This window comes from Pseudomonas duriflava (genome assembly GCF_007830155.1).
In the GTDB taxonomy this organism is placed as follows: domain Bacteria; phylum Pseudomonadota; class Gammaproteobacteria; order Pseudomonadales; family Pseudomonadaceae; genus Chryseomonas; species Chryseomonas duriflava.
Window position 1 is genome coordinate 132,129 of record NZ_VLKY01000007.1, and the last position, 26,082, is coordinate 158,210.

At 53.7% G+C, this 26,082-nt stretch carries 20 protein-coding genes and 1 pseudogene; 6 read left to right on the top strand and 15 right to left on the bottom strand.

Translation table 11 applies throughout. The annotated features are described in order from the left end of the window. Positions 1-98: 98 nt before the first annotated feature. Positions 99-1,241 carry a 4-phosphoerythronate dehydrogenase PdxB gene (pdxB, locus tag IQ22_RS11770; protein WP_145141972.1) on the bottom strand — a complete coding sequence of 381 codons (1,143 nt, stop codon included), beginning with the start codon at positions 1,239-1,241 and terminating at the stop codon, positions 99-101. A gap of 110 nt (positions 1,242-1,351) precedes the next feature. Here pdxB and IQ22_RS11775 point away from each other — a divergent pair, with 110 nt between their 5' ends. Next, a complete protein-coding gene (locus IQ22_RS11775; RefSeq protein ID WP_145141974.1) occupies positions 1,352-2,728 on the top strand; it encodes an MATE family efflux transporter in 1,377 nt (458 codons plus the stop codon). A gap of 5 nt (positions 2,729-2,733) precedes the next feature. On the opposite strand, the gene tusA is transcribed toward IQ22_RS11775, so the two are convergent. Then, positions 2,734-2,973 carry a sulfurtransferase TusA gene (gene tusA, locus IQ22_RS11780; protein WP_145141976.1) on the bottom strand — a complete coding sequence of 80 codons (240 nt, stop codon included), beginning with the start codon at positions 2,971-2,973 and terminating at the stop codon, positions 2,734-2,736. Between the two features lie 494 nt (positions 2,974-3,467). Here tusA and acnA point away from each other — a divergent pair, with 494 nt between their 5' ends. Further along, complete coding sequence (acnA, locus tag IQ22_RS11785) at positions 3,468-6,194, top strand: aconitate hydratase AcnA (protein ID WP_145141978.1); 2,727 nt, start codon at positions 3,468-3,470, stop codon at positions 6,192-6,194. Positions 6,195-6,247: 53 nt separating this feature from the next. Here acnA and IQ22_RS11790 read toward each other — a convergent pair whose 3' ends face one another. Continuing rightward, positions 6,248-6,901 carry an alpha/beta family hydrolase gene (locus IQ22_RS11790; protein ID WP_158635429.1) on the bottom strand — a complete coding sequence of 218 codons (654 nt, stop codon included), beginning with the start codon at positions 6,899-6,901 and terminating at the stop codon, positions 6,248-6,250. Between the two features lie 190 nt (positions 6,902-7,091). Between IQ22_RS11790 and hemN the strand changes: the two are divergent. Both hemN and fnr read left to right on the top strand, forming a co-directional pair. After that, positions 7,092-8,461, top strand: a pseudogene (hemN, locus tag IQ22_RS11795) (oxygen-independent coproporphyrinogen III oxidase). A gap of 78 nt (positions 8,462-8,539) precedes the next feature. Beyond that, positions 8,540-9,274, top strand: a complete 735-nt coding sequence (fnr, locus tag IQ22_RS11800; protein ID WP_145141980.1) for a fumarate/nitrate reduction transcriptional regulator Fnr — start codon at positions 8,540-8,542, stop codon at positions 9,272-9,274. A gap of 73 nt (positions 9,275-9,347) precedes the next feature. Here the strand turns inward: fnr and IQ22_RS11805 are convergent, their stop codons facing one another. The 12 genes from IQ22_RS11805 to IQ22_RS23175 form a co-directional block, all read right to left on the bottom strand. Next, positions 9,348-11,795 (bottom strand): TonB-dependent siderophore receptor, encoded by a 2,448-nt coding sequence (locus IQ22_RS11805; RefSeq protein ID WP_145141982.1) that lies wholly within the window; start codon positions 11,793-11,795, stop codon positions 9,348-9,350. A 113-nt stretch (positions 11,796-11,908) separates the two neighbouring features. Further along, entirely contained in the window at positions 11,909-12,865 is a 957-nt protein-coding gene (locus IQ22_RS11810; protein ID WP_145141984.1) for a DUF4880 domain-containing protein, read from the bottom strand. 3 nt (positions 12,866-12,868) lie between these two features. After that, a complete protein-coding gene (locus IQ22_RS11815) occupies positions 12,869-13,381 on the bottom strand; it encodes a sigma-70 family RNA polymerase sigma factor (protein ID WP_145142234.1) in 513 nt (170 codons plus the stop codon). Between the two features lie 110 nt (positions 13,382-13,491). Continuing rightward, positions 13,492-14,091 (bottom strand): recombination mediator RecR, encoded by a 600-nt coding sequence (gene recR, locus IQ22_RS11820; RefSeq protein ID WP_145141986.1) that lies wholly within the window; start codon positions 14,089-14,091, stop codon positions 13,492-13,494. Between the two features lie 110 nt (positions 14,092-14,201). Next, positions 14,202-14,528 carry a YbaB/EbfC family nucleoid-associated protein gene (locus tag IQ22_RS11825; protein WP_145141988.1) on the bottom strand — a complete coding sequence of 109 codons (327 nt, stop codon included), beginning with the start codon at positions 14,526-14,528 and terminating at the stop codon, positions 14,202-14,204. A gap of 5 nt (positions 14,529-14,533) precedes the next feature. Next, positions 14,534-16,525, bottom strand: a complete 1,992-nt coding sequence (gene dnaX, locus IQ22_RS11830) for a DNA polymerase III subunit gamma/tau (RefSeq protein WP_145141990.1) — start codon at positions 16,523-16,525, stop codon at positions 14,534-14,536. Between the two features lie 255 nt (positions 16,526-16,780). Beyond that, positions 16,781-17,749, bottom strand: coding sequence for an L-arabinose ABC transporter permease AraH (gene araH, locus IQ22_RS11835; protein WP_145141993.1), 969 nt, complete (start codon positions 17,747-17,749; stop codon positions 16,781-16,783). A gap of 46 nt (positions 17,750-17,795) precedes the next feature. Next, complete coding sequence (gene araG, locus IQ22_RS11840; RefSeq protein ID WP_145141995.1) at positions 17,796-19,316, bottom strand: L-arabinose ABC transporter ATP-binding protein AraG; 1,521 nt, start codon at positions 19,314-19,316, stop codon at positions 17,796-17,798. A gap of 75 nt (positions 19,317-19,391) precedes the next feature. Continuing rightward, a complete protein-coding gene (locus tag IQ22_RS11845; protein WP_145141997.1) occupies positions 19,392-20,405 on the bottom strand; it encodes a substrate-binding domain-containing protein in 1,014 nt (337 codons plus the stop codon). 165 nt (positions 20,406-20,570) lie between these two features. After that, a complete protein-coding gene (locus IQ22_RS11850; protein ID WP_145141999.1) occupies positions 20,571-21,437 on the bottom strand; it encodes an SMP-30/gluconolactonase/LRE family protein in 867 nt (288 codons plus the stop codon). Between the two features lie 158 nt (positions 21,438-21,595). Further along, entirely contained in the window at positions 21,596-22,285 is a 690-nt protein-coding gene (locus IQ22_RS11855) for a FadR/GntR family transcriptional regulator (RefSeq protein WP_145142001.1), read from the bottom strand. Between the two features lie 468 nt (positions 22,286-22,753). Next, positions 22,754-22,945 (bottom strand): hypothetical protein, encoded by a 192-nt coding sequence (locus IQ22_RS23175; RefSeq protein ID WP_158635430.1) that lies wholly within the window; start codon positions 22,943-22,945, stop codon positions 22,754-22,756. An 863-nt stretch (positions 22,946-23,808) separates the two neighbouring features. Here IQ22_RS23175 and IQ22_RS11865 point away from each other — a divergent pair. Together IQ22_RS11865 and IQ22_RS11870 are read left to right on the top strand one after the other, a co-directional pair. Then, entirely contained in the window at positions 23,809-25,056 is a 1,248-nt protein-coding gene (locus tag IQ22_RS11865) for a tyrosine-type recombinase/integrase (RefSeq protein ID WP_342212453.1), read from the top strand. 389 nt (positions 25,057-25,445) lie between these two features. Beyond that, complete coding sequence (locus IQ22_RS11870; RefSeq protein ID WP_145142007.1) at positions 25,446-26,009, top strand: recombinase family protein; 564 nt, start codon at positions 25,446-25,448, stop codon at positions 26,007-26,009. Positions 26,010-26,082 lie beyond the last annotated feature (73 nt).

A 26,082-nucleotide genomic window follows, 5' to 3' on the forward strand; every position in this document is an offset into this window, starting at 1 on the left:
CACCTTAACTAATGAAAAGGGACTACTAGAGCCGATAGTTAGCAGGCTTACCAGAAGCTTGAGCAACGTGTTCAACTGATCCGGGAAATGATGACTTGCTAGACAGGCATTGCGCCTAGCGCTTCTACCACGCGGGAAAGCGCTGTATTACTGTTTGTAGCGACATGCAGTCCGGTAATTTCCCGGCGCCTCGGATAATGCTTGCGTAGGGCATCGAAGGCCTCACGGCGCGCCTTGGCCTCTACGCTTCTCAACGAGCGTCTAAACGCGGCATCATCCCGACGCGGATCATAAACGACACGGCACATGATATTGAGCACTTCCTCGGGCGACGCCGAGGCGGAAAAAGTCAGTTGCTTGAGCGACTGTTCAGGCAACCATGTCTCAAGATTTTTTTCTGTGGCTATTCCGCGCCACTGACACAAGGCTGCATAAATCTGGGCTGTTCCTCGCCATTTCCCTTCGAGACTATGACCGGCAATATGTGGGGTAGCTAATCGGCATGCCTGAGCCAGGGCCACATCTACTTCGGGCTCGTTTTCCCAGACATCCAACACAATCTCTAGATCCACCCCGCTTTCTAGGTGCTGACGCAGCGCCCGGTTATCGATCACCTCCCCCCGACAGGCATTAATCAACCAGCAACCCGGTTTCAACTGTGCCAACCGAGCGGAGTCAAACAGATGATAGGTGGCTTGCTCACCCGAACGGATCAGTGGCGTGTGCAATGAAATGACGTCGCATGATTGCACTATGGTTTCCAGGGAAACGAATGAGCCATCTTCCCGGGAGGCACGGGGCGGATCGCAGACTAGAACATGCCATCCCAGCCTTTCCAGTACAGAGACAAGACGACTGCCCACCTGCCCTGCACCTACGATGCCGTAAGTTCGCTCCGGTAATGATGCCTCCCGTGCCTCGCCCAAGACCTGAAGCGCACCAAGAACGTAATCCACCACACCGCGAGCATTACAGCCGGGCGCATTGCTCCAAGCGATGCCTGCAGTATCCAGATACGTTGTATCCAGATGATCCGTGCCGATCGTACAGGTACCCACGAATCGAACAGGACTACCTTCCAATAATTCAGGCCCTACCCGGGTAATAGAACGTACGATTAAGACATCCGCCTGACTGACAGCTTCACGGTCAATGGCGCGTCCCGGCATACGACGGATTTCACCAAGGGACCCAAAAAACTCGTCCAGTAAAGGAATGTTCTCATCGGCAAGGATACGCATAACAGGCTCCGGGCATGTGGGCTCGGTACTTTAACAGGCTCCCCAAGCAAAGAGCTCCTGCATAGCAAGAAAGCAAGGTAGACTGCCATACTTTTACGGCCCGATTACGCGTGAACCAATCACTTTCTAGAGGGCAGCGGGTTCGTCAGGAACTAAAAGCGCTGCTGACCTTGGCGACACCTATTATTGTTGCCCAGCTCTCGCACTCCGCCATGGGGTTTGTCGACGCTGTCATGGCCGGCCGGGTTGGTCCTCTTGACCTAGCGGCCGTCGCTTTGGGTAACTCCGTGTGGGTACCGGTGTTCCTTCTGATGACTGGTGTGCTGTTGGCCACCACACCTCAAGTGGCACAGCACCATGGTGCCAGGCAACCGGAGCGAATCGGCCCGCTGGTCCGCCAGGCATTATGGCTGGCCCTGGTAGTTGGACTCATGGCCAGCGCCCTGCTCTGTGCTGCGGAGCCGCTATTGCAAGCCATGAAGGTTAGTCAGGAGCTGATTCCGCCGACCATGACCTATTTGCACGGTATTGCTTTAGGCATTCCTGCTGTAGCGCTGTATTACGTGCTCCGCTGCTTTAGTGATGGCCTAGGGCAAACGCGCCCCAGTATGCTGCTGGGCTTGTTTGGCTTGGTCATGAATGTGCCCTTGAACGACCTGTTCATTTATGGACGCCTGGGATTACCTGCACTTGGCGGTCCGGGTTGCGGATTCGCGACAGCTGTTTCCATGTGGCTAATGTTCCTTGGCATGCTGATCTGGGTGAATCGGGCGCCTATTTATCGGGCCTGCGGGCTGTTCATCCGCTTCGATCGCCCAGACTGGGCCGTGATACGCCGCCTGCTTTCGGTCGGCGTTCCCATTGGTATTGCCGTATTTGCAGAGTCCAGCATCTTTGCTGTTATCGCCCTATTGATTGGCGGCTTGGGCGCAACCGTGGTGGCAGGTCATCAGATCGCGCTTAACTTCTCATCTCTGACCTTTATGGTTCCCCTGTCGATAGGGATGGCCGTAACCGTACGCGTAGGCCAAGCGTTAGGGCGCGGCGCGCCACGTGACGCACGCTTCTCGGCAGGCATGGGCATGGCCGTAGGTCTGGCCTGTGCCTGCGTTTCTGCCAGCATTATGCTGCTGTTCCGTTTTCAGATAGCGACCCTTTATACGCCGGACCTGCCTGTGGTTGAGCTCGCAGCCTCACTGATTGTTTTCGCAGCGCTATTTCAGTTCTCCGATGCGATACAAGTTACCGCAGCTGGCGGCTTGCGTGGCTATCAGGACACTCGGGCCACAATGATCATTACGCTATTTGCCTACTGGGGCATCGGTCTTCCCGTTGGGTACGTTCTGGGACTGACCGACTGGCTGGGCCACCCCAGCGGACCAGCCGGCCTATGGCAAGGTTTAGTCGTAGGCCTGACATGTGCTGCCGTCTTGTTAGGCATTCGGCTGGCCCGTAGCGCCCGGCGGAGAATACGCAGCACAGCCTAAATGAGTTACTCCATCTTCTTGCGGATCCAATAAAGATAAGTACCTGCCTCTTCCTCCTGCTGCACCAGTTCATGTCCTAAAAACAGGCAGAACTTAGGAATATCGCGACGGGTGGAAGGGTCAGTTGCAATGACTTTAAGCAGAGTTCCCGCGGCCAGATCACGCACCTTATTGTGTAGCATCATGACCGGTTCAGGGCAGTTGAGTCCGGTGGCATCAAGAATCGCATCAGCATCGAGAGACATGTTTACTCCGCTTTCATTCTGGTCTTTTGGACCGTCAATACATAACGTTACTTAGACTGTGACGCACGCGCTGCATTTCAAGCGTAATAGAGGACGGCTTGCTTCCTTACAACCGTAGTGCAGCTGTCCTCTCTTGAAACCTGGACGGGCAATGTAGCAGCAGCGTATTTATCCAGGCGCCATAGACGTTGTTATCTGTCATGGAAAGCCGCGCACTATACCGGAGTTAACGGCTGATCGAAGGGATACAGGGAACGTAAGCGCGTACTTCCGGTCCAGTACTGGAGAACAAAGGCAAGGCGATATGTGGCCAGACAGCAAACGCTTCGGCCGCTCCTGGTTTGCTCTGAACGGACGTGATGGTACTACCGGGTTAGCTTGCATACGCTTCATGTATGAGCGCCGGTAGAGGAAGACATGCTTTGCAGAAGCCACCGCCGCCTTGCTATGAGGCCGAATCAATCGTGCCGTCTCAAGCCGAGAGGAGTCCCATCATGCCTTCAATGGATAGTCTTAACTGCCGTCGCACCCTTGAGGTCGATGGCCGTACCTATCATTACTTCAGTCTTCCTGACGCAGCCAAAAGCCTAGGCGACATCACCCGTCTTCCCATGTCGCTCAAGGTACTTTTGGAAAACCTGTTGCGTTGGGAAGATAACAAGACCGTTTACCCTGAAGACCTCCAAGCCTTGGCCGACTGGCTCAAGAACAAGCGCTCCGACCGTGAAATTCAATACCGACCGGCGCGCGTGCTTATGCAGGACTTTACTGGTGTCCCGGCAGTAGTCGATCTTGCCGCCATGCGTGACGCCATGGCCAAAGCCGGAGGCGACCCGGAAAAAATCAACCCGCTCTCGCCTGTCGACTTGGTCATTGACCACTCGGTAATGGTGGATCGCTACGCCTCCGAACACGCTTATGAGGAAAACGTTGAGATCGAAATGCAGCGCAATGGAGAACGTTACGCCTTCTTGCGCTGGGGCCAGCAAGCCTTCGATAACTTCAGCGTAGTCCCGCCAGGTACAGGGATCTGCCACCAGGTCAACCTGGAATATCTCGGTCGCACTGTCTGGACCAAAGAGGAAGATGGCAAGACCTACGCTTTCCCCGATACCCTGGTAGGTACTGACTCCCATACCACCATGATCAACGGTCTTGGTGTGCTCGGCTGGGGTGTTGGTGGGATCGAAGCGGAAGCCGCCATGCTGGGGCAGCCGGTTTCCATGCTGATCCCGGAAGTGGTTGGCTTCAAGTTCACCGGAAAGCTGCGCGAAGGAATCACTGCTACTGATCTGGTTCTGACCGTCACTCAAATGCTGCGCAAGAAAGGTGTTGTCGGCAAGTTCGTCGAGTTTTATGGCGACGGTCTGGCAGACCTGCCCTTGGCCGACCGGGCAACTATCGGCAACATGGCGCCGGAATATGGTGCGACCTGCGGCTTCTTCCCCGTGGATGACATAACGGTAGATTTCTTACGGATGTCGGGTCGACCGGAAGAGACCGTCAAGCTGGTCGAAGCCTATTGCAAAGCTCAGGGCCTTTGGCGCGAAAGTGGGCAAGAACCCGTTTTCACCGATACGCTGCATCTGGATTTAGGTGATGTAGAGTCCAGCCTGGCAGGCCCGAAGCGGCCCCAGGACCGCGTGTCGCTGTCCAAGGTCAGCGAAGCTTTCGATCAGTTTATGAGCTTGCAGCTGAAATCTTCGCCTAGCAAGAGCAGTACCTCTGATAGCCTGGATGACTCTGTTAAGGGCGAACCTAAGACTGATGGGGTGGAGTATACCCATGAAGGCCAGACGCATACCTTGCACAATGGCGATGTAGTAATTGCCGCTATCACCTCGTGCACCAATACGTCCAATCCCAATGTCATGTTGGCTGCCGGCCTGCTGGCTAAGAAAGCCGTCGAAAAGGGACTCATGCGCAAACCGTGGGTGAAAAGCTCTCTGGCGCCTGGCTCCAAGGTCGTAACCGAGTACTATAAAGCGGCGGGCCTGACCCCCTATCTCGATCAGCTGGGTTTCAACCTGGTCGGCTATGGCTGCACGACCTGTATCGGTAACTCTGGCCCCTTGCTTGCCCCTATTGAAAAAGCCATTCAGGATGCTGACTTGACCGTGGCATCGGTGCTTTCAGGTAACCGTAACTTTGAAGGACGTGTGCATCCGCTGGTCAAGACCAACTGGCTCGCATCCCCACCTCTGGTAGTGGCTTATGCATTGGCAGGCACGGTAAAAACTGACCTGGCCAAGGATCCTCTAGGTACCGACCAGGAAGGTCAGCCAGTCTATTTGAAGGACATCTGGCCCAGCCAGAAGGAAGTTGCCGAAGCCATTGAGAAGGTCAACTCGGAAATGTTCCGCAAGGAATACGCGGCCGTGTTTGAAGGCGATGAAAACTGGAAAGCTATTCAAGTACCCGCGTCCAAGACTTATACCTGGCAAGCTGATTCAACCTATATCCAGAATCCGCCTTTCTTCGAAGATATCGGCGGCAAGCCACCTCGTGTGGCAGATATACATGATGCGCGCATCTTGGCGCTACTAGGCGACTCGGTTACTACCGATCATATCTCGCCAGCCGGTAACATCAAAAAAGACAGCCCTGCTGGTCGCTACCTGACGGAGCATGGCGTCGCTTATGAAGACTTCAACTCTTACGGTTCTCGTCGTGGCAACCATGAAGTCATGATGCGCGGCACCTTTGCCAATATCCGTATTCGCAATGAAATGCTAGGCGGCGAGGAAGGCGGCAATACTTTGTACGTGCCTACGGGCGAGAAGATGGCGATCTATGACGCGGCCATGCGCTATCAGGCTGAAAGCACGCCATTAGTCATTATCGCTGGCAAGGAATACGGCACCGGCTCCTCTCGGGACTGGGCTGCCAAAGGAACCAATCTGCTAGGCGTGAAGGCTGTTATCGCCGAAAGCTTTGAGCGTATTCACCGTTCCAACCTAGTAGGCATGGGCGTACTGCCGCTGCAATTCCAGAACGGCGTAGATCGCAAGTCGCTCAACCTGACCGGTAAAGAAAAGATCAGCCTCTTTGGCCTGGATGGTGTCGAACTGCGTCCGCATATGCAGCTTATGCTGGAAATTACCCGGGAGGATGGCAGTGTCGAGACGACCGAGCTGCTTTGCCGTATCGACACGCTTAACGAAGTCGAATACTTCAAAGCAGGCGGCATTCTTCATTATGTGTTGCGCAGCCTGATGTAAATACCTGCATGACGAAAAGCCCGCCTCGGCGGGCTTTTTTATGCTCACTGCTGCTACTCTTTCAGGAAGCAGGCGATTCGTGCTGCGCTGGATTCAATAATCTTATCATGTGTCTGACCGGTACTCTTCAACGGCTTCAGGTCATGATTAGCCGTGGGCACCCAGTCGATTTTGATAGCTGGCGACAGGGTATAAGTCTCGACGGTTTCCCGATTACCCAAGGCATCACGCTCGCCCTGCATAATTAACGTTGGGGTCTGCAGTACAGCCAGATGCTCCACCCGTGGCTTTTCAGGCCGTCCTGCGGGATAAAAAGGGTAGCCCAAACAGACGAGCGCCTGGACTTGGCATTCATCCGCCAGCAAGCTGGCCATGCGGCCGCCCATGGATTTCCCTCCAATGGCAAAAGACCTGTGTCCTTCAGCTTTTACCTGCTCGATAACGGTGCGCCACGTATCGAGCAGTCGTGCGGTAGGCGCTGGCGGACGTTTCCGACCATCAAGACGCCGCTGCGCCATATAAGAAAACTCGAATCGCGCGACAACAATGCCCTGCTCCGCCAGTGCACGCGCTATTTGCTCCATAAAGGGGCTATCCATGGGCGCACCGGCACCGTGGGCAAGCACCAGGGTAGCCAGCACGTGATCGCGCGGGTAATTCCATAACAACGAAACCCCACCCGGCGCGTCATGTTGTTCCTTAGTCACGCATTTTCCTTCCTTAAAGCTCTAGGCCTTTCCAGTATGCCGGAGCCTCTGGACCAGGACGAGACATCTCTAGGCAAGGGGCGAACTGTTATCAGCACCCTGCTCTGCTTCATGGTGCATTGATACAAGTCAACACAGTACGGGATTGACCCTCTTACACTTCTACCCATTGCCTTATGGGAATGCAGTTATGCTCAATGCCATCGATTGGAATACGGACCTTATCCAGCGCTACGACACGGCAGGGCCACGCTATACCTCTTACCCGACTACTACCAAGTGGGGACCTTTGACCTCCTGCATGCCCTGCGTAACAGCCGCAAGGCCAGGAAAGCCCTTTCGCTCTATGTTCACGTCCCTTTCTGCGCCAATATCTGCTACTACTGCGCGTGCAATAAAGTCATCACCAAAGACCGTAGCCGCAGTGGGCCCTATTTGGCCAGCCTGTTACGCGAGTTTCATCTTATCAGCCCCCACGTAGGCAAAGACCAGGTGATCGAACAGCTTCACCTTGGCGGCGGCACTCCTACCTTCCTCAACACGGAACAGTTGCGTCATCTAATGAACGAATTGCGGCAGCATTTCAACCTGTTGGATGACGACTCAGGTGATTACTCAATAGAGATTGACCCACGGGAGGCTGACTGGGCAACAATGGGCCTACTGCGCGAACTGGGCTTTAATCGAGTGAGCCTGGGAGTACAGGATTTAGACATTGAGGTGCAACTTGCAGTCAACCGCCTGCAAAGCCTGGCGGAAACGCAAGCCATTGTCGAAGCGGCTCGTACCTTGAGCTATCGCTCCATCAATATTGACCTGATTTATGGGCTACCTCGTCAGGTGCCGGAACGCTTCGCCCGTACCATTGAGGCAGTCATCCGACTGCAACCGCACCGGATTTCAATTTTCAACTATGCTCATCTGCCCGCACGCTTTATACCTCAACGCCGGATCGACGCCACACAGCTCCCCAGCCCGGCACAGAAACTGGAAATGCTGCAGCGCGCCACGGAACAGCTGACGACAGCAGGTTACCGTTACATTGGCATGGACCATTTCGCCTTGCCTGATGATGAGCTGGCTATCGCGCAGGAAGACGGCTCGCTGCAACGTAATTTCCAAGGCTACACAACCCATGGTCATTGCGACCTGATTGGTTTTGGTGTGTCTGCTATTAGCCAGGTAGGTGAGCTTTATTGCCAGAACAGTGTGGATATTTCCGAATACCAGTCTAGGCTGGATAACGGCCAACTGGCCATTCGCCGAGGGTTGCACTGTGAGCGTGATGATCTGATCCGTCGTGCAGTTATCCAACAGTTGATCTGCCACTTTCAGCTTGATTTCGCTGAAATGAACCGAACTCTGTCAATCAACTTCACGGATTATTTCGCCGATGTTATGCCTGAATTACAGCGTATGGCAACTGATGGGCTGATCTGCCTGGATGATCAAGGCATCCATATTCTTCCTGCGGGACGGCTATTGGTACGTTCGGTCTGCATGCTGTTTGACCATTACTTGCCTGAGCAGAACATGCAGCGGTTTTCGCGTGTCGTTTGAACAGGTCGCGTTCGCATGCTTTCGTAATAAAACATGCGGTAATACCCTTGGCTTCACTAATGGAATAAACCGAAAGCCATGTCCGAAAATTTGAAAATGCGTGTCGCCTCGCAAACCCACTGCAAAGACTGTAGCCTGGCGCCCTTATGCCTTCCCCTTTCCTTTAATCTTGAGGATCTGGACGCGCTAGACCGTATCGTTAAGCGCGGTCAGCCGCTTAAGAAAGGCGAAATCCTGTTCCGCCAAGGTGGCACCTTCAATTCCGTTTTTGCGGTACGTTCCGGAGCGCTCAAGACCTTTAGCGTGACAGACAATGGTGAGGAGCAGATTACAGGTTTCCACCTGCCTAGCGAGCTGGTCGGACTTTCCGGTATGGACACTAACCTGCATCCCATTTCGGCCCAGGCACTGGAAACCACCTCTGTTTGCGAAATTCCTTTCGATCATCTCGACGAACTGTCAGAGCAATTACCGCAATTGCGTCGGCAATTGATGCGGGTAATGAGCCGTGAAATTCGTGATGATCAGCAAATGATGCTTTTGTTGTCCAAGAAAACGGCAGACGAGCGTATCGCCACATTCCTGGTCAACCTGTCGGCCCGCTTCCGGGCGCGGGGCTTTTCCGCCCGGCAGTTCCGCCTGTCGATGTCGCGCAACGAGATCGGCAATTATTTGGGACTGGCCGTGGAAACGGTTTCTCGTGTTTTTACTCGCTTCCAGCAGAGCGGCATTATCGAGGCCGAAGGCAAGGAGGTACATATTCTTGATAGCATCCAGTTATGCGCTCTGGCAGGCGGTCAACTGGAAGGCTGAAACGACACGGGCGACCCGCACATAGGTCGCCCGTTCTGGCTGGATACTTTGCCCAGCCTCACCTATTCGATGTTCAGAACTTGTAGCTGACGGTGGCCGTCACGTTGCGCTCCTCACCATAGTAGCAATAGGACAAGCTGTTGCAGGCCGCAATATATTCCTTGTCAGTCAGGTTGTTGGCATTCACCCGTATATCCATGCCCTTAAGTCCTACATTACTCAGGTCATACCCCACCGAAGCATCGAACAGGGTATAGGCTGGAATACGCTGCGTATTGGCCGGGTCTGCCCAGCTCTTGCTGACAAAGCGTGAGCCCGCGCCAAAACTCAACCCTCGAAGGGTACCCTCGTTAAAGGTGTAGTCGCCCCAAACAGACGCCATATGGCGCGGCGCGACATTAGGCGTGTTGCCTTCCGTACCGTCCTCTGACTTGACGTACTCCACATCGGCAAAGGTATAGCTGCCCAGTACCCGGAAGTTATCGGTTACCTGCATATGGGCTTCCAGTTCAAAGCCCTGAGAGCGAACCTCACCAACAGCCCGATAATATTGTTCGTTTGCCAGCTTGGTCGCCAGGTTTTCCTGGACGATGTGGAATACCGAGGCAGTAAAGATATTGTCCGTACCTGGCGGCTGATACTTGATACCGGCCTCCCACTGCTTACCTTCGGTCGCTTCGAGTGGATCACCGCTCTGGTCCGTATAGGAGTTCGGGTTGAAGGACTCCGAATAGCTGATATAGGGTGCGATGCCGTTGTCGAAAAGATACAACGCCCCTACACGTGGCGTCAGCTTGCTATCCTTAGCCTCACTTTTGCCGGTACCGTACATCAGGTCTTCAGACGAGGTTTCCACCCAGTCTTTACGCAGACCCAAGGAGAAACGCCACTTGTCTAGATCGATCAGGTCCTGAACATAGAGGCCGGTCTGCTCCATGCGGCGCAGGTTACTTGTTTCCCACGTATTGACGACATCCGCATCGCCATAAACGGGATTGAACGCATCGATAGTGGACGCCGTCCCGCCGGAGTAATCCACTTTGGCTTTCCGGCGTTGATAGTCTATGCCGGTCAGCAGCGTATGCTTGGCAGCCCCAGTTTCAAACTCAGCCTGAAGCATGTTATCTACGATCCAGGCATGCAGGCGCTCTTTGCCTTCGGTGGTAGCGCGAGAAAGCTCGTTGGAAGTACCGACCCAACCTGTCTGGTAGGCCTGCCGCATGTCTACCTTACCGTCCAGGTAGCGGAAGTTCTGACGGGCCGACCATACATCGTTAAAACGATGCTCGAACTGATACCCTACCATTTGCTGGGTACGCTCGAACTTGTCGTAGTCTGAGTCTCCCTCAAAGAAACTATTCGAGATGTACTGCCCATTATGGCGATAGAGTGTTCCCTCTGCCGGCAGACCGCCATGATAACCACCCTCAGGGTCGTGCTGCAGGTAGGCCTGCAAGGTCAGGGTCGTGTCATCATCAAGATCAATAGCCACTGTAGGCGCAATGGCGTAACGCTTTTCTTCCACATCAAATTGCGTATCTGACTTGTCTGCCAAGCCTACCAAGCGGTAAGCGATGCGCTGATCCTCATCCACCGGACCGCCAAAGTCGAACCCTATTCCTCTTTGTCCCTGGGTGCCAACTGTGGCCTGAATTTCATGATAGGGCTCGTATAGCGGCTTCTTGCTGGTCAGCGCGACCAAACCACCAGGGTTACTGCGTCCGTACAGAACGGAAGATGGACCTTTGAGAATATCGATACGCTCAAGGAAATAGGGGTCGACCTGCATACTGCTATAGGTGCCGCTGTCGCCCATGGTTTTCAAACCGTCCAGGTAGATGTTATCTACCGAACCTTCATTAAAGCCACGCATGGCAACATAGTCGTAACGGTGGGTCGCTCCATAGGGACTGGTCATCACACCAGGCGTATAGCGCAGCGCCTGGGAAACAGTCTGCGATCCTTGGTCATCCATCTGCTCGCGAGTCACTACAGACACAGACTGAGACGTTTCCAGAATCGACTTACTGGTTTTCGTGGCGATCTGGCTATGCGTGGCGTTATAACCACTGACTTCACCTAACGCATTACCCAAGGCGAAATCGGTAACAGTCGTGGCGGATAGTGCAGTTACACCGGCATCCTGTGCAGATGCCGAAATTAGCGTATAGCCACCATTACCATTATCAACAGCGTTAAGACCGCTTCCCCGCAACAGCTCGGCAAATCCATCGTTTACGCTGTACTGCCCTTTCAAGCCCTGGCTCTGCTTGCCTTCAGTCAAGGTAGCGTCGACTGACAGCATGACATTAGCCTCGCTGGCAAAGCGGCTTAACACCGTAGAGAGCGGCCCGGCAGGAATGTCGAAACGTTGAATCTGCTGTGCCGAGACCGGCTGCGCTGCTAATACCGGCAAGGAAGCCATAGCCATGCTTAACGGCAGGGCCAGCGCTGCCGCATGGACGGCCTGCCGCAACGGACTACGTAAAAACCGGGTGGAAGACAAACGGCACGAACGCATTTCAATCCCCTTCTTTTCTTAATATGGAAGGCTTAAAAGGCCTTTGAACCTAAAGCCAATTGAAACAGAAAAAAGGGAACTGCTAATGATAATAATTTTTATTAAAATTAAAGCTAGACGCGTGCCGAGATAGAAACCCACCAGGGCAACGGATAATTAACCTTGATCGGCAAACTCATTTCCAGAGCCGTGAGGATACGGTCCGTGTCGGCTAGTGGGTAGGCGCCCACCAAGCGCAAGTCGGCTACCTGAGGATCGCATCCTATGTAACCGTGTCGGTAGCGCTCCAGCTCAGTAATGAAATCACCCAGGCGCATATTGTCAGCCATTAGCATTCCATTCACCCAGGCCGCTCGTCTTGATTCGAGTCGCTCTATCGCAACGATACGATCCGCTGTAAAGCGGGCCTGTTGCCCAGCCTTTATTGTAAGAGGAGATGCGTGCAGCGGTGCTACCTGCATCTCTCCAGAGAAGACAGCAACTTCGCAATAATCCTTTGCCTTACGAACCTGAAACCGAAGGCTACGCCCTAGGACATTGCCAGACGAAGTAGCAACATGGGTGTTTGACGGAGCACCGTTGCCTGCTTGAACGACGATTTCGCCCCGATGCAATAAAAATCCGGCCGAGTTCTTGTCGGCATCAACTGCCGAGTTGGTGTTCAACCACAACTTCAGATTGCTCGCGACCTGGAATTCCTTGATTTCACCTATGCCGGTCTTGTAACTGGCAGACCACTCTTGCCAAGGTAGCCTGTTCGCCACGCCTGAAGAAAGAACAATACCGCCCAGGCACAACGCCATTAGCTTCAAAGCTTGGCGACGTGTCTGCTTACCGCCCTGCTGCAAAGCTATCCGGGCTTCGCGCCGCTCATCTTGCGGGATACGCTCGAAATGCCGGCTGATCTGCTCCACCCTCCGCCAAGCAAGCTCATGGTGCGGGCTAGCATTCAGCCAAGCCTGCCAGCGATACCGGTCCTGTTCGCTAACCGCGTCGTCCTTGAGTAGCGCAAACCACTCGGCAGCCTGTTCCAGTACAGAAAAATCACACTCCGGCTCAGGAAGGGACATGGCTTACCCCTCCATTACCGTCAGACAATGCAACATGGCTTGAGCCATGTATTTCTTGACCATGCGCTCGGATACCTCCAAACGCTGGGCAATCACAGCATAAGTAAGCCCGTCCAGCTGGGACATGAGAAATGCAGAGCGAACCTTAGTTGGCAAGGTATTCAATAAAGCGTCGATGCGAAGCAAGCTTTCGATGATCAGCTCACGTGTTTCCGGCGAAGGGACGTGGTTGTCCTGTCGATCAGCTAATGCGTCCAGGTAGGCGCGTTCAATGGCCTGACGACGCCAGAAGTTCACGACCAAGGAGTGGGCGATCGTAGTCAGATACGCCCGGGGCTCACGAACAGTAGACAGCTCATGCTCACGCGCCAACAGGCGCATGAAGGTATCCTGAGCCAGATCGGCTGCATTGAATGAACAGTCCAGCCGCTTATGCAGCCAGCCTTGAAGCCAGCCATGATGATCGCTGTACCACTGATGCAAGGCTTGCGGTGAGTTCACTTCACCCACGCTCATGTGTAGATCCCCATCGAGAGAAGCCATCAGACAATGCTAATGATAATACTTCTCAAAATTTGGTCTACGCTTTTCTCTGCTCTTTCTTCAGCTTTTTTATGCCTTTACTGTCAAAGTGCGATCGGCTTACGTCCTGCGAAGGCGTGGGTCAGGGTGCCGTTATCCACGAGGTCAAGCTCTCCACCCAGCGGTACACCATGGGCGATACGGGAAATCGTAATACCCCGTGGGGCCAGAATTTGGGCGATGTAATGCGAAGTCGCCTCGCCTTCTACGGTCGGGTTGGTAGCAACGATGACCTCCGTGAAGGCACCCGACTCGATACGCTCCAACAGCTCGGGAATACCGATGGCTTCCGGACCCAAGCCATCCAGAGGAGATAAATGTCCCTTGAGTACGAAATAGCGCCCACGAAAACCGGTCTGGTCAACCGCAAATACATCCATGGGCGACTCGACTACACACAGCAAGGTATCGTCGCGGTCAGGATCGGCACATTGCGGACACAACTCGTTTTCCGTTAGCGTGCGGCAGTTTTTACAATGACCGACCCCGTCCATGGCTGCTTGCAAGGCACTCGACAAGCGCAACCCGCCACTCCGGTCACGCTCCAGCATCTGCATGGCCATGCGCTGGGCCGATTTTTGACCTACGCCAGGGAGAATGCGCAAGGCATCGATCAACTGACGAATGAGAGGACTGTAACTCATGCGGTAATCCCGAATGGAGAGTGAACTATAGGATTGGACAGGTCAGCAGCGGAAATGGCTCACCTGGGTGCCACCAGCCAGAACGGCCAGTGGCGTAATTGCGCAGGGCGTTAGAAAGGCATCTTGAAGCCAGGCGGCAGCTGCATACCCGCCGTCATGCCGGCCATCTTGTCCTGGCTGTTCTGCTCGATCTTGCGTACCGCGTCATTCACGGCAGCAGCAATCAAGTCTTCCAGGATTTCCTTGTCTTCCTGCATCAGGCTGTCGTCCAGCGACACGCGTTTAACATCATGACGTCCTGTCATCACGACGCTAACCAGACCCGCGCCAGACTGGCCGGTGACCTCGGCATTCGCCAGCTCTTCCTGCATTTTCTGCATTTTTTCCTGCATCTGCTGCGCCTGCTTCATCAGCCCGGCCATGCCACCTTTCATCATGTCGTCTACCTCGTTGAGTGTGAGATGCCAGCCGACTCTGACGAATCGACCGGTTCGATAGTATCTGTACGGACCACCGCCGCGAACTGCTCCATCAATTGCTGGATCAACGGATCATCCTGAATGGATCGCTCCGCCGCCCGTTGCCGCTCTGCCCGTCGGCGCGCTGCAGCCTGGGCCGGCGTTTCCTGCTCTGGCGTCTGGATGGTGATATCCAGTTTGATGGTACGTGCCTGATGCTGGCTAAGGGCATCATTAAGTCGCCGCTGCTGGTTAGCGTTGAACAGCGCACTCTGCCCGGGATCCAGATGCAAATGCCAAACATCACCTTCTACGCTGACCAACGTACAATTGGCCGCGATGCTGGCCGTCATGCCTCCTAGCCCTAACTGAGGAAACAGCTCCAACCATTCGGCCGCCAGGCCTGTAGCCGGAGCGACAGCCGGCACCGGCTCAACAGGCGTGGTGTTCTCCGGGAGTACCTCCTCCGCCAGTTCCTCAAGATAACTATAGGACTCCGGATCGACCTCATAATAATCGTCACCCGGTGGCGGCTCTTCATCAGACGCATCATCGTCCATTTGTCCGGACTCGATGACTGTGGCCTCTTTTATCTCTCTAGCGACACGCGGCGGAGCTTCTGCCTCGATGGTGCCAGAGGCTTTCTCAGGCTCATCCCACGATAAATCGACAGGCTCACGTGCTGGTGACGGTGCTGCAGGCACAGGCGCAGCCGGAGTTTCGCGAGGAATCGGCGCTGGTGGCGCAGACATGGGCTTCGCCGCAGGAACAGAGGCGGTCAATGCCGGAGCAGTCTGAGTTACGCTGGCCACCGCATCGGACTTGGAATCAACGGTGGCCGGTTTGATTCCCAAGGGCTTTAGTTCGACATTGGGGACGGCCTCCGTAGCACCGGCTGGCCGAAATGCCAGCATGCGCAAGAGGACCATTTCAAACCCGCCTCGCGGCTCGGGCGCTAACGGAAGGTCACGTCGCCCGATTAACCCCATCTGGTAATAAAACTGAACATCCTCGGCTGGTAGCGCCTGGGCAAGTGCAAGAACACGTTCGCGATCACCCTGCCCGTTGTCCACGGCATCCGGCAAGACCTGAGCAATAGCGACCCGGTGAAGTACATTAAGCATCTCGCCCAGTACACCCGCCCAATCGGGCCCCTGCTCAGCCAGATGATGTACTGCTGCAAGCAGGGCCTTGGCATCGCCTTCCAGCAACGCCTGTAGCACACCATATACTTGCCCCTGATCCAAGGTACCCAGCATGGCACGTACATCCGCTGCGAGCACCTGTCCTTCGCCAAAAGCAATAGCCTGATCGGTAAGGCTCATGGCATCCCGCATGGACCCATCAGCTGCGCGCCCCAGCAGCCACAGAGCATCTTCTTCGAAAGGAATCTGCTCGGCCGTCAGCACATGGTTCAAATGTTCGACAACACGCTCTGGCGGCATATTCTTCAAGGAGAACTGCAGGCAGCGCGACAAGATCGTGACCGGCAGTTTCTGCGGGTCGGTTGTTGCCAGCAAAAACTTTACATGCGGCGGCGGCTCTTCGAGCGTCTTCAACAACGCGTTGAAGCTGTGTGTCGACAGCATGTGCACTTCATCGATGAGGTAGACCTTGTAGCGCCCTCGGCTAGGCGCGTACTGCACATTGTCGAGTAACTCGCGCGTATCCTCGACCTTGGTACGGCTGGCCGCGTCAACTTCGATCAGATCGACAAAGCGCCCCTCATCGATCTCACGGCAGACTGAGCAAACACCGCATGGTGTTGAGCTGATTCCTGTTTCGCAGTTGAGGCACTTCGCAAGGATACGGGCAATGGTCGTCTTGCCTACCCCACGTGTACCAGTAAACAGATAGGCATGATGAAGGCGCTGGTTGTCCAGCGCATTGATCAGGGCTTTAAGCACATGGGTCTGTCCGACCATTTCACGGAATGAGCGCGGACGCCATTTGCGAGCGAGAACCTGATAACTCATCGATACCTGACACAGCGAAGGAAAAGAAGTCGACTAATGCTAGCGAAGCAGGGGGTAAATTGCATCCAAAAGCCAGCATCCACCCTGAGATTCATAAGACGGCTCTACTAGAAACACTTAATGGCCAATGGCAGAAAGCATGCATCAGGCTGCCTCCACCTGATGCGAAAGATAAGGGCAAACCCGCCGAAATCAAGGGTTGAAGCCTTACGCCTGCTAGCCGGGACACCGTTGCCCGGCTGGGCTAGGCGGAGTTTAGCGCTGTTTAAGCCGATCAATCACCACGGCTAGCAACAGGATCGTGCCGCGAATTACATACTGATAAAAGGTATCGATATTTTTCAGGTTCATGGCGTTCTCAATGACTGCCAAGATCAGCACGCCGGCAATCACATGGCGAATCATGCCGATACCACCAGCCAGAGATACACCACCCAGCACGCAAGCCGAAATGACGGTTAGTTCGAAGCCCTGCCCGATCATAGGTTGCCCGGACGTCATGCGAGAAGCCAGCACTACGCCAGCCAAGGCACCAATGACCCCATGCATGGCAAAAATAATGATCTTGGTTCTGTCTACATGCACCCCTGCCAGCAAAGCCGCCTCTTCATTTCCCCCAATCGCCAGGGTATTACGGCCAAACGTGGTGTAATTGAGCAGCCAACCGAAAAACAAGATACATACGAGCGTAATCACGATCGGCACCGGTACGCCAAACAACTGGCCGTTGCCGAATACAAAGAACTGCTCCTCCATAACCCCCACGGCCTTGCCATTCGAGAAAATGTAGCCGAGGCCACGTACGATTTGCATAGTCGCTAGCGTGGCGATCAGAGCATTAATCTTCAGCTTGGCGATCACCAGACCGTTGATCAGCCCAACACATAGCCCCATAACCAGAGCAGCGGTTACTCCCAGGGCGACGCTGTGGAATTCCCGCATGACAACTGCCGCCACGACACCTGCGCACGCAATAACCGAGCCGATGGAAAGATCGAAATGCCCAGAGGCCAAGCAGAACAACATCGTGCAGGCAGCAATGCCGGTCGTTGAAATGGCCAAACCAAGGCCGCGCATGTTCAGAGGCGAGAGAAAATTATCAATGAACAGAGCACACAATGCGAAAATGGCAAGAGCCGCCAGCATCATGGCCCAATCATCAAGGAATCGCCGGGAATCGAAGCTGCGGCGAGGAGTCGCCAGGACATTGGGTTGCGTGGACATGATTCACCTCATTATTTTTGTAAACGTTTGGGCAACCTTCTACCCTTTAGGCTCTTGTACGCGGCAAAGCCAGTTCTAGAAGCTTTTCCTCAGTCGCTTCAGTACGGCTCAGCTCCCCTGTAACAGCTCCTTCGCTCATGACCATCACCCGGTCGGCAATACCCATGATTTCCATCAAATCACTGGAGACCACCACGACCGCAATGCCTTTGGCAGCCAAAGAGTGAATGATTTGATAGATTTCCGACTTGGCGCCAATGTCGATGCCTCGGGTAGGCTCGTCCAGCAATAGCACTTTCATTGGCATAGATAGCCAACGCCCCAAGATAGCCTTTTGCTGATTACCGCCAGACAGGTTCTTGATCCGCTGGTCTGGAGTCGGCGTTTTCACATTTAGCGCCCGGATCTGCTTTTCAGCATTCTCCTTTTCCCAACGCCCGTGGATCAGGCAGTTCCAAGTCGCGTGGCTAGAGCGTGCACTAATGTTGATATTTTCCGCCACGCTGGCTAGCGGCACGATCCCTTCTTTCTTGCGATCCTCCGGACAGAGCAGAATGCCTGCCGCGATTGCATCCCGCGGGCTACGCAACGTCAGTGGCTCACCTTTGAGGGCCAGACTTCCGGCTTTATGTCGCTCCAAACCAGCCAGCAGCCGGAGCAGTTCGGTGCGGCCTGCGCCAACCAGCCCAAACAAACCAAGAATCTCGCCCTGGCACACCTCAAAACTGACCGGTTTTTGCAGGCCGGGTCCCAATAGACCAGATACGCTTAAGCAGCCACCGCCTTTCTCTCGAGACCGGTAATCATAGATATCATCCAGACTACGCCCAACCATGCAGGTAATGAGCTGATCAGGCGTTATCTCGCTCATTTGCTCGAATGTCCGCACATGGCGTCCGTCCTTGAAGACCGTTACGGCATCGCAAATATGAAAAACCTCCTCCATGCGATGCGACACATACAAAACGACCCTACCTTCATCCCGCAGTCGCGCAATGATGGCCATTAACCGTTCGGTCTCCCGTGCAGACAGGCTACTGGTGGGTTCGTCAAAGGCAATGACGTGGGCACCACGGGACAACGCCTTGGCAATCTCCACCAACTGCCGCTGCCCGAGCGAAAGACGTCCTACCCGAACGTTTGGATCAATCTCCTCGGCAAGCCCCTTAAGCAATTGCAAGGCCTGCTGCCGTAATTGCCGGTGATTGACAATGCCATAACGCGCCGGCAGATGACCCAAAAAAAGGTTTTCCGCCACGGTCATTTCCGGTACCAACTGCAATTCCTGATGAATGACGGCTACGCCGTTGCGAATGCTATCGGCCGTGTTACGAAATACCACCTCATGCTCGCCAATACGCAAATGACCACTGCTGGGTTGGTAGTAGCCTCCCAACACCTTGAGCAAGGTCGATTTACCTGCTCCGTTTTCGCCCATAAGCGCATGCACCGAGCCGGGCCGAGCAGTAAAACTGATATCACTAAGCGCGTTGACACCGGGAAACGTTTTGCCAATGTTCTGGAAAGCCAGACTGTCGTTCAATACTGGTTGCCGCACTGCGTCCATACCACCTCCGTAAACGACGCCGCATGACGTCGCTGGCTGATAGGCGTTCACCCTGTGGATTAGATTGGAAAGTGCTTACCTCCAGAGTCCGATCTTCTCGAGTTCTTGCTGAAAGTTTTCCCGGGTAATCAGCGTGACCTTATCCATTGCAGTGTATTTAGGCGGCTCCTTACCTGTCGTAACCCACTCGTACATCATGCTGGCGGTCTGATAGCCCTCCTCATGCGGACTCGGCAACATCGAGCCAAAGAACCCACTCGAGGGCTTCTTTAACTCGCCAATCGCGTCGGTACCGTTAATGCCGACACCAATTACATTGGCTGCATCGAACCCTGCACTTTCAGTCGCACGTACGCCACCGAGCACAGTGTTGTCGTTCATACCGCCAATAATCAGATGCTTGGCATTGCCTGGCAGCTTGACGAGCGCGGAGCTGGTGGCATCCATGCTACCCGGCACGTCTAGAGTCTTTTGGGGGGCGTAGATGATATGGTCCTCAGGCAATCCGGCGTCCTTCAGCGCCTTGACCGAGCCGTCAGTACGCTGCTTGCCCGTGTCCAATTCGTTGAAGGTATTAACGACGGCATAGGTATCTGCCCAATCCCAGTTGCGCTTCTTCGCTTCGGCCGCCATGGCCTCTCCTTGCTGTCGGCCAACATCAAAAGCGGCCATACCCAAATAGGGAACGTCTTCCATGAACTTGCCATCCGAGCCAACGAAGCGATCATCGACTGCCATGACTTTCAGACCATTTATCTTGGATTTGGCGACAATAGCTGGCCCCAGCGAAACATCTGGCGGACAAATGACAAACCCTTTAGCGCCATTGGCCGCCAAGCTATCGATTGCCGAAAGGGTTTTTTCACCATCCGGCACGGCGATCTTGAGTAACGTGAAGCCTTTATCCTTTGCAGCTTTTTCGGCAAATGCCCATTCCGTCTGGAACCAGGGCTCTTCAGGTTGCTTTACAAGAAAGCCAATCTTCACCTCATCGGCGAATACAGCGGATCCAGCAGACAACGACAGACCTAGAGCACTAGCTGCCATAACAAATTTTACTCGGGAAAAAATCCCACGGCCGCGAAACATAGCTACCTCCTTATTTTTATTAATAGCTAGTACGTACAGCATCGGATAAGGCTGAAAGCGGAAGGTATAGGCAATCGCAGTCCGCCAAACAGTCATATCATATTATGATTGAATCAGGCGCTCTGCAACTCTCTCTTTTTAAGAGAAACTTTACGAATCTGGCACTCAACCTGCGAAACGATGACAAGCCGTGCCGGCAACTGGAGCCTCTGTAGCCAAAACCGCGCCAGCAAAACCCCCTTCTTCTTCCGCCGTAGTCACAAAGAGCGTGCGTAAATCCGGACCACCGAATACGCAACTAGTAGGTCTGGCTGCTGGCACGCTAATAATCGAGTCCACACACCCATCCGGCGCAAAGCGAATAAGGCAATGACCATCCCAGCGGGCATTCCACAAATAACCCTCCCTATCCAGGGCAGACCCATCCGGATGCCCGTGCTCATGCGGGCGCGCCCATACGCTACGCGGGCCTAACGCAGCGCCTTCGATGGGATAGCGATAAATCACACCTTCAAGCGTGTCAGCGGTATAGACATGACAGCCATCGGCATCCCATGCCAGGGTATTGGCGATCCCGATGTTACTAGCCAGACGAGTTACCCTCGCCTGAGCATCGATACAGAACAGCCCGCCCGTACGGCGAGTAACGGGAATATCTTCACCAAACGGTCCTAGATTATTTTGCATGCTGCCCAGCCAGAGATTGCCCGCAGCATCGCAACGGGCCTCATTGGCTCGATTGCCCGAGTCAGGATCAGGAACACACAGCAAGGACAGCCTGGGCTTTTCGCCAGGCGAATCGAGATCGAGCCGGTAGACCCCGCTACGCAGGGTTACCAACGCGTCGCCTCGATGCGTTGGAATGAAAGCGGAAACCGGCTCAGCCAATCGCCACTCTCGATAGGAATTACCTTCAAGAAGACACGCCAACTGACCGGCGATGTCCACCCAAAACAAACGCTGAGAAGCCTGATCCCAAAAAGGCCCTTCAGCCAACCGGTAACGCTGAGAAACCACAGGCTGCCACTCCATAAAGCCCCCTTCTTCTTGTTATAAATCTCAGGACCAGCAAGAACCTGCGCTCCAGATGATGCAAAATCGAAACACAGGTTATTGCCATACTCGACATACGACACGGCGCGGCAACCCGACCTGACGGCAAAGACAATCAGCTGGATAAATACAGAATGCTATATCGAGCTGTAGCGCGAAATTGTGACAGTCGCCTTGTCGATCAGCGTCATACAGGCCCATACGCCACGGGCAGAATCACGGACTGCAATTGCCTCAGACAGCTCCTTGTGCAATGGCAATGTTCGCCGAAGCTCATCCGGATCCATTGAAGACAGCTGAAACGAAACAGCCAACAGCGCTCCTAGCGCAGGCACCATTTGTTCAATGAACTGATTATGGCTAGCGGCCAACACGCACTCATGAAAATGCTGGTCCGCACTATTGTAATCACCGCCCGACAGCGACGCTTCTAACGCCTCGTAAGCCATCTGGATACGTGTTATCTGTTCCGGCGTGGCCCGCTCGCAAGCCCATCTAACGGCAACGGGCTCGATAGCGCGACGAAGATCCAAGAGGTCCTTGACGAAATTATCCGGCAGCCCACCGCGACTGAGCCAGCCAACTACTTGTGGATCGAAAAGATTCCAACGATTGAGCGGAAGCACACGACTTCCCACCTTGGGGCCAACCTCAATCATGCCTTTGGCTACTAGTGTCTTGATAGCCTCTCGTACTACCGTGCGGCTAACACCGAGCTCCTGCCCCAGGTCCGCTTCTACCTTGAGAGCATCGCCCGGCTTGAACTGCCCCGAAGCAATCCAGCTTCCGAGCGAGTCCACCGCTGAGGCATGAAAATTATTCGACATACGACGCGCCCTCGCCTGCATTGCTAATCCAGTCATCTTAACGACCAATACCCTAAGAGACCAATGCCACCATATTCAGTTAGACCGTTACAATCATCATATGATTAGACGATATAAAAGAGAAATATAATGATGTCTATACAGGACATGGGCAGGGAGGCAACCCAGAAGAGTTCAAACCAATGAAACCTGCAAGCACCTTGTCAATGCTCGCCACCCCATCGCATTAATCAGGCAAGAGAATCACATATGCAACCGAGCACAGCACCAGCGCGGCGCTCGCCCGATTGCTTGCTGAAAGCGGCGTACTAAAAGCAGACAGATTTAAATAAAGAGTTTCAAACCACACTCACGTTTTCAAACGGAACCAGAAACCATTCCACCGCTCCGCCTCATCGTGCGCCTCAGACTTGCTGGAAAACTCCGAAATAATTCCTCCGTGCGCATATAGCACAGCCCAAGCCTCCTTTATTGAAGCCCCAGGGAAAACACCAAACCGGGTACGATCTTTGATTTGCGAATTGTTACTGCTGTCCATTTGCTTTGTCCATTGTGCTTGTTGTTTTTTAAATAGTCGCAACCTGTGTAGGAATGTGCAGCCATGCCTTCCTGGGCAGGCTCAACCTGTGAAACATATCGCCTAATAGGGATAGTTTCCATAAGCCATTTCCTCTTCATGGGTGTTTCTTAAAAACCCTCGAAATGAAACAGGCCAAAGAAGAGCACTTTTCAATAATGAAAATTTGGTTGTCACAACCGAGCCAGCCACAGGAACAAAGAGCCACCAGCCCAGGGGATCTCAATTCATAGAGAGTAAAAGATAACTCTGCCGCTATTGATTGAATGAGGAAGAGGCTGGACCAAGTGACAGCTAGTAAAGCTAAAGCCTTTACCAGGAACAACGTGATTTCAATATCCCATTACATTACAGGGAGCGTGCCTTTGAGAAATATGCTCTGGCCGCCAGAAAAAGACACGGATCAATACACTTTAAACAGCTTATAAAGCGCCATACCACCACAAAAGCTCATGGCGTTTTCAGGCCAACCAAAAAGAAAATAGGAATATCTAGGAGGGTAAATACGGCGAGATTGCAAACGCCCACTTAGGGAGTCGAACAATGCTGTCACACGTAGATTTTTTATAGAGACAACTCATTTTAAGGTAATGAGTTAAGAAATTGGAGGTGGCCCCACCAGCCACACCCCGGCACACGATGTCACCGCTACAGTGTTAGCTGACGCTAACGGCTGCTCTGATCTTCCGGTTACTCGACCGAAGTCCGGCTGACACCTGCGGGCCTTATCTGGCGGGCCTTCCAGCCATCCAGAACTCCCCAAGAACTCCCTTAGGGAACCCCTTAAGAGCCCTTCTCGACCCCCATCAAGATCGAGAGAAGCTAGGGGTGTGGTCAGTTTTGTACCACTTTGATGGACCACTCTGGTGGACCACTCTTGGCATACATCACACGTCGCGAGACCACGTATTACCTAAACTTGAGACTCCCTAAGCACGTGGACTTTATGAGGTCCACTCTTCGCCTGAGTCTGGGAGTAACCGAACGAAAGACGGCTCTGTTTATAGCTAGCAGACTCGCTTACAAGGTTTTCGGATATCTAGCGGACCACCAATTTGACTCAGTAGGGGATCTGAAGAGGCTCTGTAAAGAATGGCTGAAGGAAAGCCTCTCAGATATTCCAGAAAGACCCTTGAGAGCAACTTCGACAGCTCTCAGAGCAACACCGCCTAAGAAGGAGCCGACTCTCGAGAAACTGGCGAAGCTATACATAGAGGAAGGGAAACGGACAGGAGCCTGGAGAGAAGGTAACACTCAAGATGTGGAGCGAGTCCTTAGAGACTTCTTTGAACTCATAGGAGACAGAACGCCTCAAGACTTCACGCCCGCTGATGCAAGGTTGTTTAAGGAGCTCTTGAAGAGGTGCCCCCAGTACTTTGGTCTTCGACCTGAATTCAGCGGAAAGCCCCTTAGAGAAATCATCGGGTCAGGGATTGAGTACACACCCATCTCCACTACCACTGTAAATAACCGGCTCCGCAAAGTCTCAGCTTTCTTTAACTGGTGCATGCAAAACAAATACATCACTGAGAACCCTCTAAAGGGAATCAAGGTAATGGTGGCAGTTTCCGCTAAGGAGGCTCGGCATTCATTTACTCCTGCTGACCTGAATATCCTTCTTGATCTTCAAGCTCTCAGAAAAGAATCCCTAAAGCATGTGTGGAGGTTCTGGCTGGTCCTCTTGGGTAGAACCACAGGAGCCCGTATGGAGGAGCTCTGCCAGTTACATGCTGACGACATCACCACTATCCAAGGAAGCGCCTGTATTCGCATCAGCGATACCCATGCAGACCAAAAGGTGAAGACTCCTAGCAGTCGTCGAATTATTCCTATCCATCCTCAGATGATCCGTCTGGGATTTCTTGAGTATGTTCATAGGGCAGCCCCTGATGGAGTCTCTAGGATTTTCCCAGAACTGATAGCTGTACGAGGCCAGTTAGGGCATGCGCCTAGCAAGTGGTTCGGTCGCTATAAACAAAAGCAAGGAATCACTGACCCCCGCAAGGTCTTTCATAGCTTCCGACATACCTTTATTGATGACCTCAGAGAAGCAGGGGTACAGGACTCGGTAATCAAACGATTGGTTGGGCATGAGGATGGGTCTGTTACGTTCGGCCTATACGGAAGTAGAGAGCCGATCAAAGCAATGGCCGATGCTATCAACTCAATTGATGTCACGCCCTTAAGCACCTAAAAGACAAGCAAATGAGAGCAATCCTGAGATCCATGCCTCACGCGCCTCTTGCTCCTAATTGTGAAATTTCGAAAAAATGTGAGACCCCTTATTAAGATCCGTGAGCACGCAGACTCCCCCGTGGGTGCCCTCACATGCGCACCTACGCCCGGTTGCTTCTCACGCGCCCCTACACGGTCCTGTAGGAAGCCCAAGGGGTCTCCACCTATCTCCTCTCTTCCAATCTACCTTTAGCCTAATCCCGCCGTTGCGTTGCAATAGGGCAAGGTCTAACGCAGCGTTGCAGCCATGCATTAAAACCGTTGCAATAGAGTTGACTTTAGATTTATGCAACAGTACCGTTGTGACATCTAAGACCTCAGTGCAACACTTGCAACGGATTACAGATCATGCGGATTGGATACGCTCGTACCTCTACCCTCGAACAGGTTGCTGGTTTCGAGGCTCAGGAAAGAGAGCTGAAGGCTGCTGGAGTAGAAAAGCTCTACAAGGAACAGGTGTCCTCTGTAGGAGACCGGCCAGAGCTGGAAAGGATGCTCCAGGATCTCCGCAAGGGAGACCTGTTGGTAGTCACTAAGCTCGACCGCTTGGCCCGTAGCGTTCACCACCTTGGAGAGATTCTTAGGAGACTCGATGATGTGGGAGCTGGGCTGAACATCCTAGGCATGGGCATAGACTCCACCACAGCAGGAGGGAGGCTTATGCTGAATGTCCTTGGGTCTGTAGCTCAGTTCGAACGGGAGATGATGCTTGAGCGCCAGCGTGAAGGGATAGCTAAGGCGAAGGCTGAGGGGAAATACAAAGGGAGGAAACCCAAGGGGGAACCCCTGCTGGACCGTATCTTAGCAATGAAGGCCGAAGGTCTTGGTGATACAGCCATAGGGAAAGCCCTAGGGATGGACCGAACGACAGTCTTTAGGGTTCGTAAGGCTGCTGAAGCTCAGATAGAGTGAAGTAAATGGGAGGCGTGCCTTGTGTCTCCCTATCTGTTTTACGCTTCCCTATAGAACTCCCTCAGGATTTATC

Excerpts from the sequence above, each read along its gene's own strand:
- pdxB (WP_145141972.1), bottom strand. The coding sequence starts at position 1,241 with ATGCGTATCCTTGCCGATGAGAACATTCCTTTACTGGACGAGTTTTTT.
- tusA (WP_145141976.1), bottom strand. The coding sequence starts at position 2,973 with ATGTCTCTCGATGCTGATGCGATTCTTGATGCCACCGGACTCAACTGC.
- acnA (WP_145141978.1), top strand. The coding sequence starts at position 3,468 with ATGCCTTCAATGGATAGTCTTAACTGCCGTCGCACCCTTGAGGTCGAT.
- fnr (WP_145141980.1), top strand. The coding sequence starts at position 8,540 with ATGTCCGAAAATTTGAAAATGCGTGTCGCCTCGCAAACCCACTGCAAA.
- IQ22_RS11805 (WP_145141982.1), bottom strand. The coding sequence starts at position 11,795 with ATGCGTTCGTGCCGTTTGTCTTCCACCCGGTTTTTACGTAGTCCGTTG.
- IQ22_RS11810 (WP_145141984.1), bottom strand. The coding sequence starts at position 12,865 with ATGTCCCTTCCTGAGCCGGAGTGTGATTTTTCTGTACTGGAACAGGCT.
- IQ22_RS11815 (WP_145142234.1), bottom strand. The coding sequence starts at position 13,381 with ATGAGCGTGGGTGAAGTGAACTCACCGCAAGCCTTGCATCAGTGGTAC.
- recR (WP_145141986.1), bottom strand. The coding sequence starts at position 14,091 with ATGAGTTACAGTCCTCTCATTCGTCAGTTGATCGATGCCTTGCGCATT.
- IQ22_RS11825 (WP_145141988.1), bottom strand. The coding sequence starts at position 14,528 with ATGATGAAAGGTGGCATGGCCGGGCTGATGAAGCAGGCGCAGCAGATG.
- dnaX (WP_145141990.1), bottom strand. The coding sequence starts at position 16,525 with ATGAGTTATCAGGTTCTCGCTCGCAAATGGCGTCCGCGCTCATTCCGT.
- araH (WP_145141993.1), bottom strand. The coding sequence starts at position 17,749 with ATGTCCACGCAACCCAATGTCCTGGCGACTCCTCGCCGCAGCTTCGAT.
- araG (WP_145141995.1), bottom strand. The coding sequence starts at position 19,316 with ATGGACGCAGTGCGGCAACCAGTATTGAACGACAGTCTGGCTTTCCAG.
- IQ22_RS11845 (WP_145141997.1), bottom strand. The coding sequence starts at position 20,405 with ATGTTTCGCGGCCGTGGGATTTTTTCCCGAGTAAAATTTGTTATGGCA.
- IQ22_RS11850 (WP_145141999.1), bottom strand. The coding sequence starts at position 21,437 with ATGGAGTGGCAGCCTGTGGTTTCTCAGCGTTACCGGTTGGCTGAAGGG.
- IQ22_RS11855 (WP_145142001.1), bottom strand. The coding sequence starts at position 22,285 with ATGTCGAATAATTTTCATGCCTCAGCGGTGGACTCGCTCGGAAGCTGG.
- IQ22_RS23175 (WP_158635430.1), bottom strand. The coding sequence starts at position 22,945 with ATGGAAACTATCCCTATTAGGCGATATGTTTCACAGGTTGAGCCTGCC.
- IQ22_RS11865 (WP_342212453.1), top strand. The coding sequence starts at position 23,809 with ATGAGGTCCACTCTTCGCCTGAGTCTGGGAGTAACCGAACGAAAGACG.
- IQ22_RS11870 (WP_145142007.1), top strand. The coding sequence starts at position 25,446 with ATGCGGATTGGATACGCTCGTACCTCTACCCTCGAACAGGTTGCTGGT.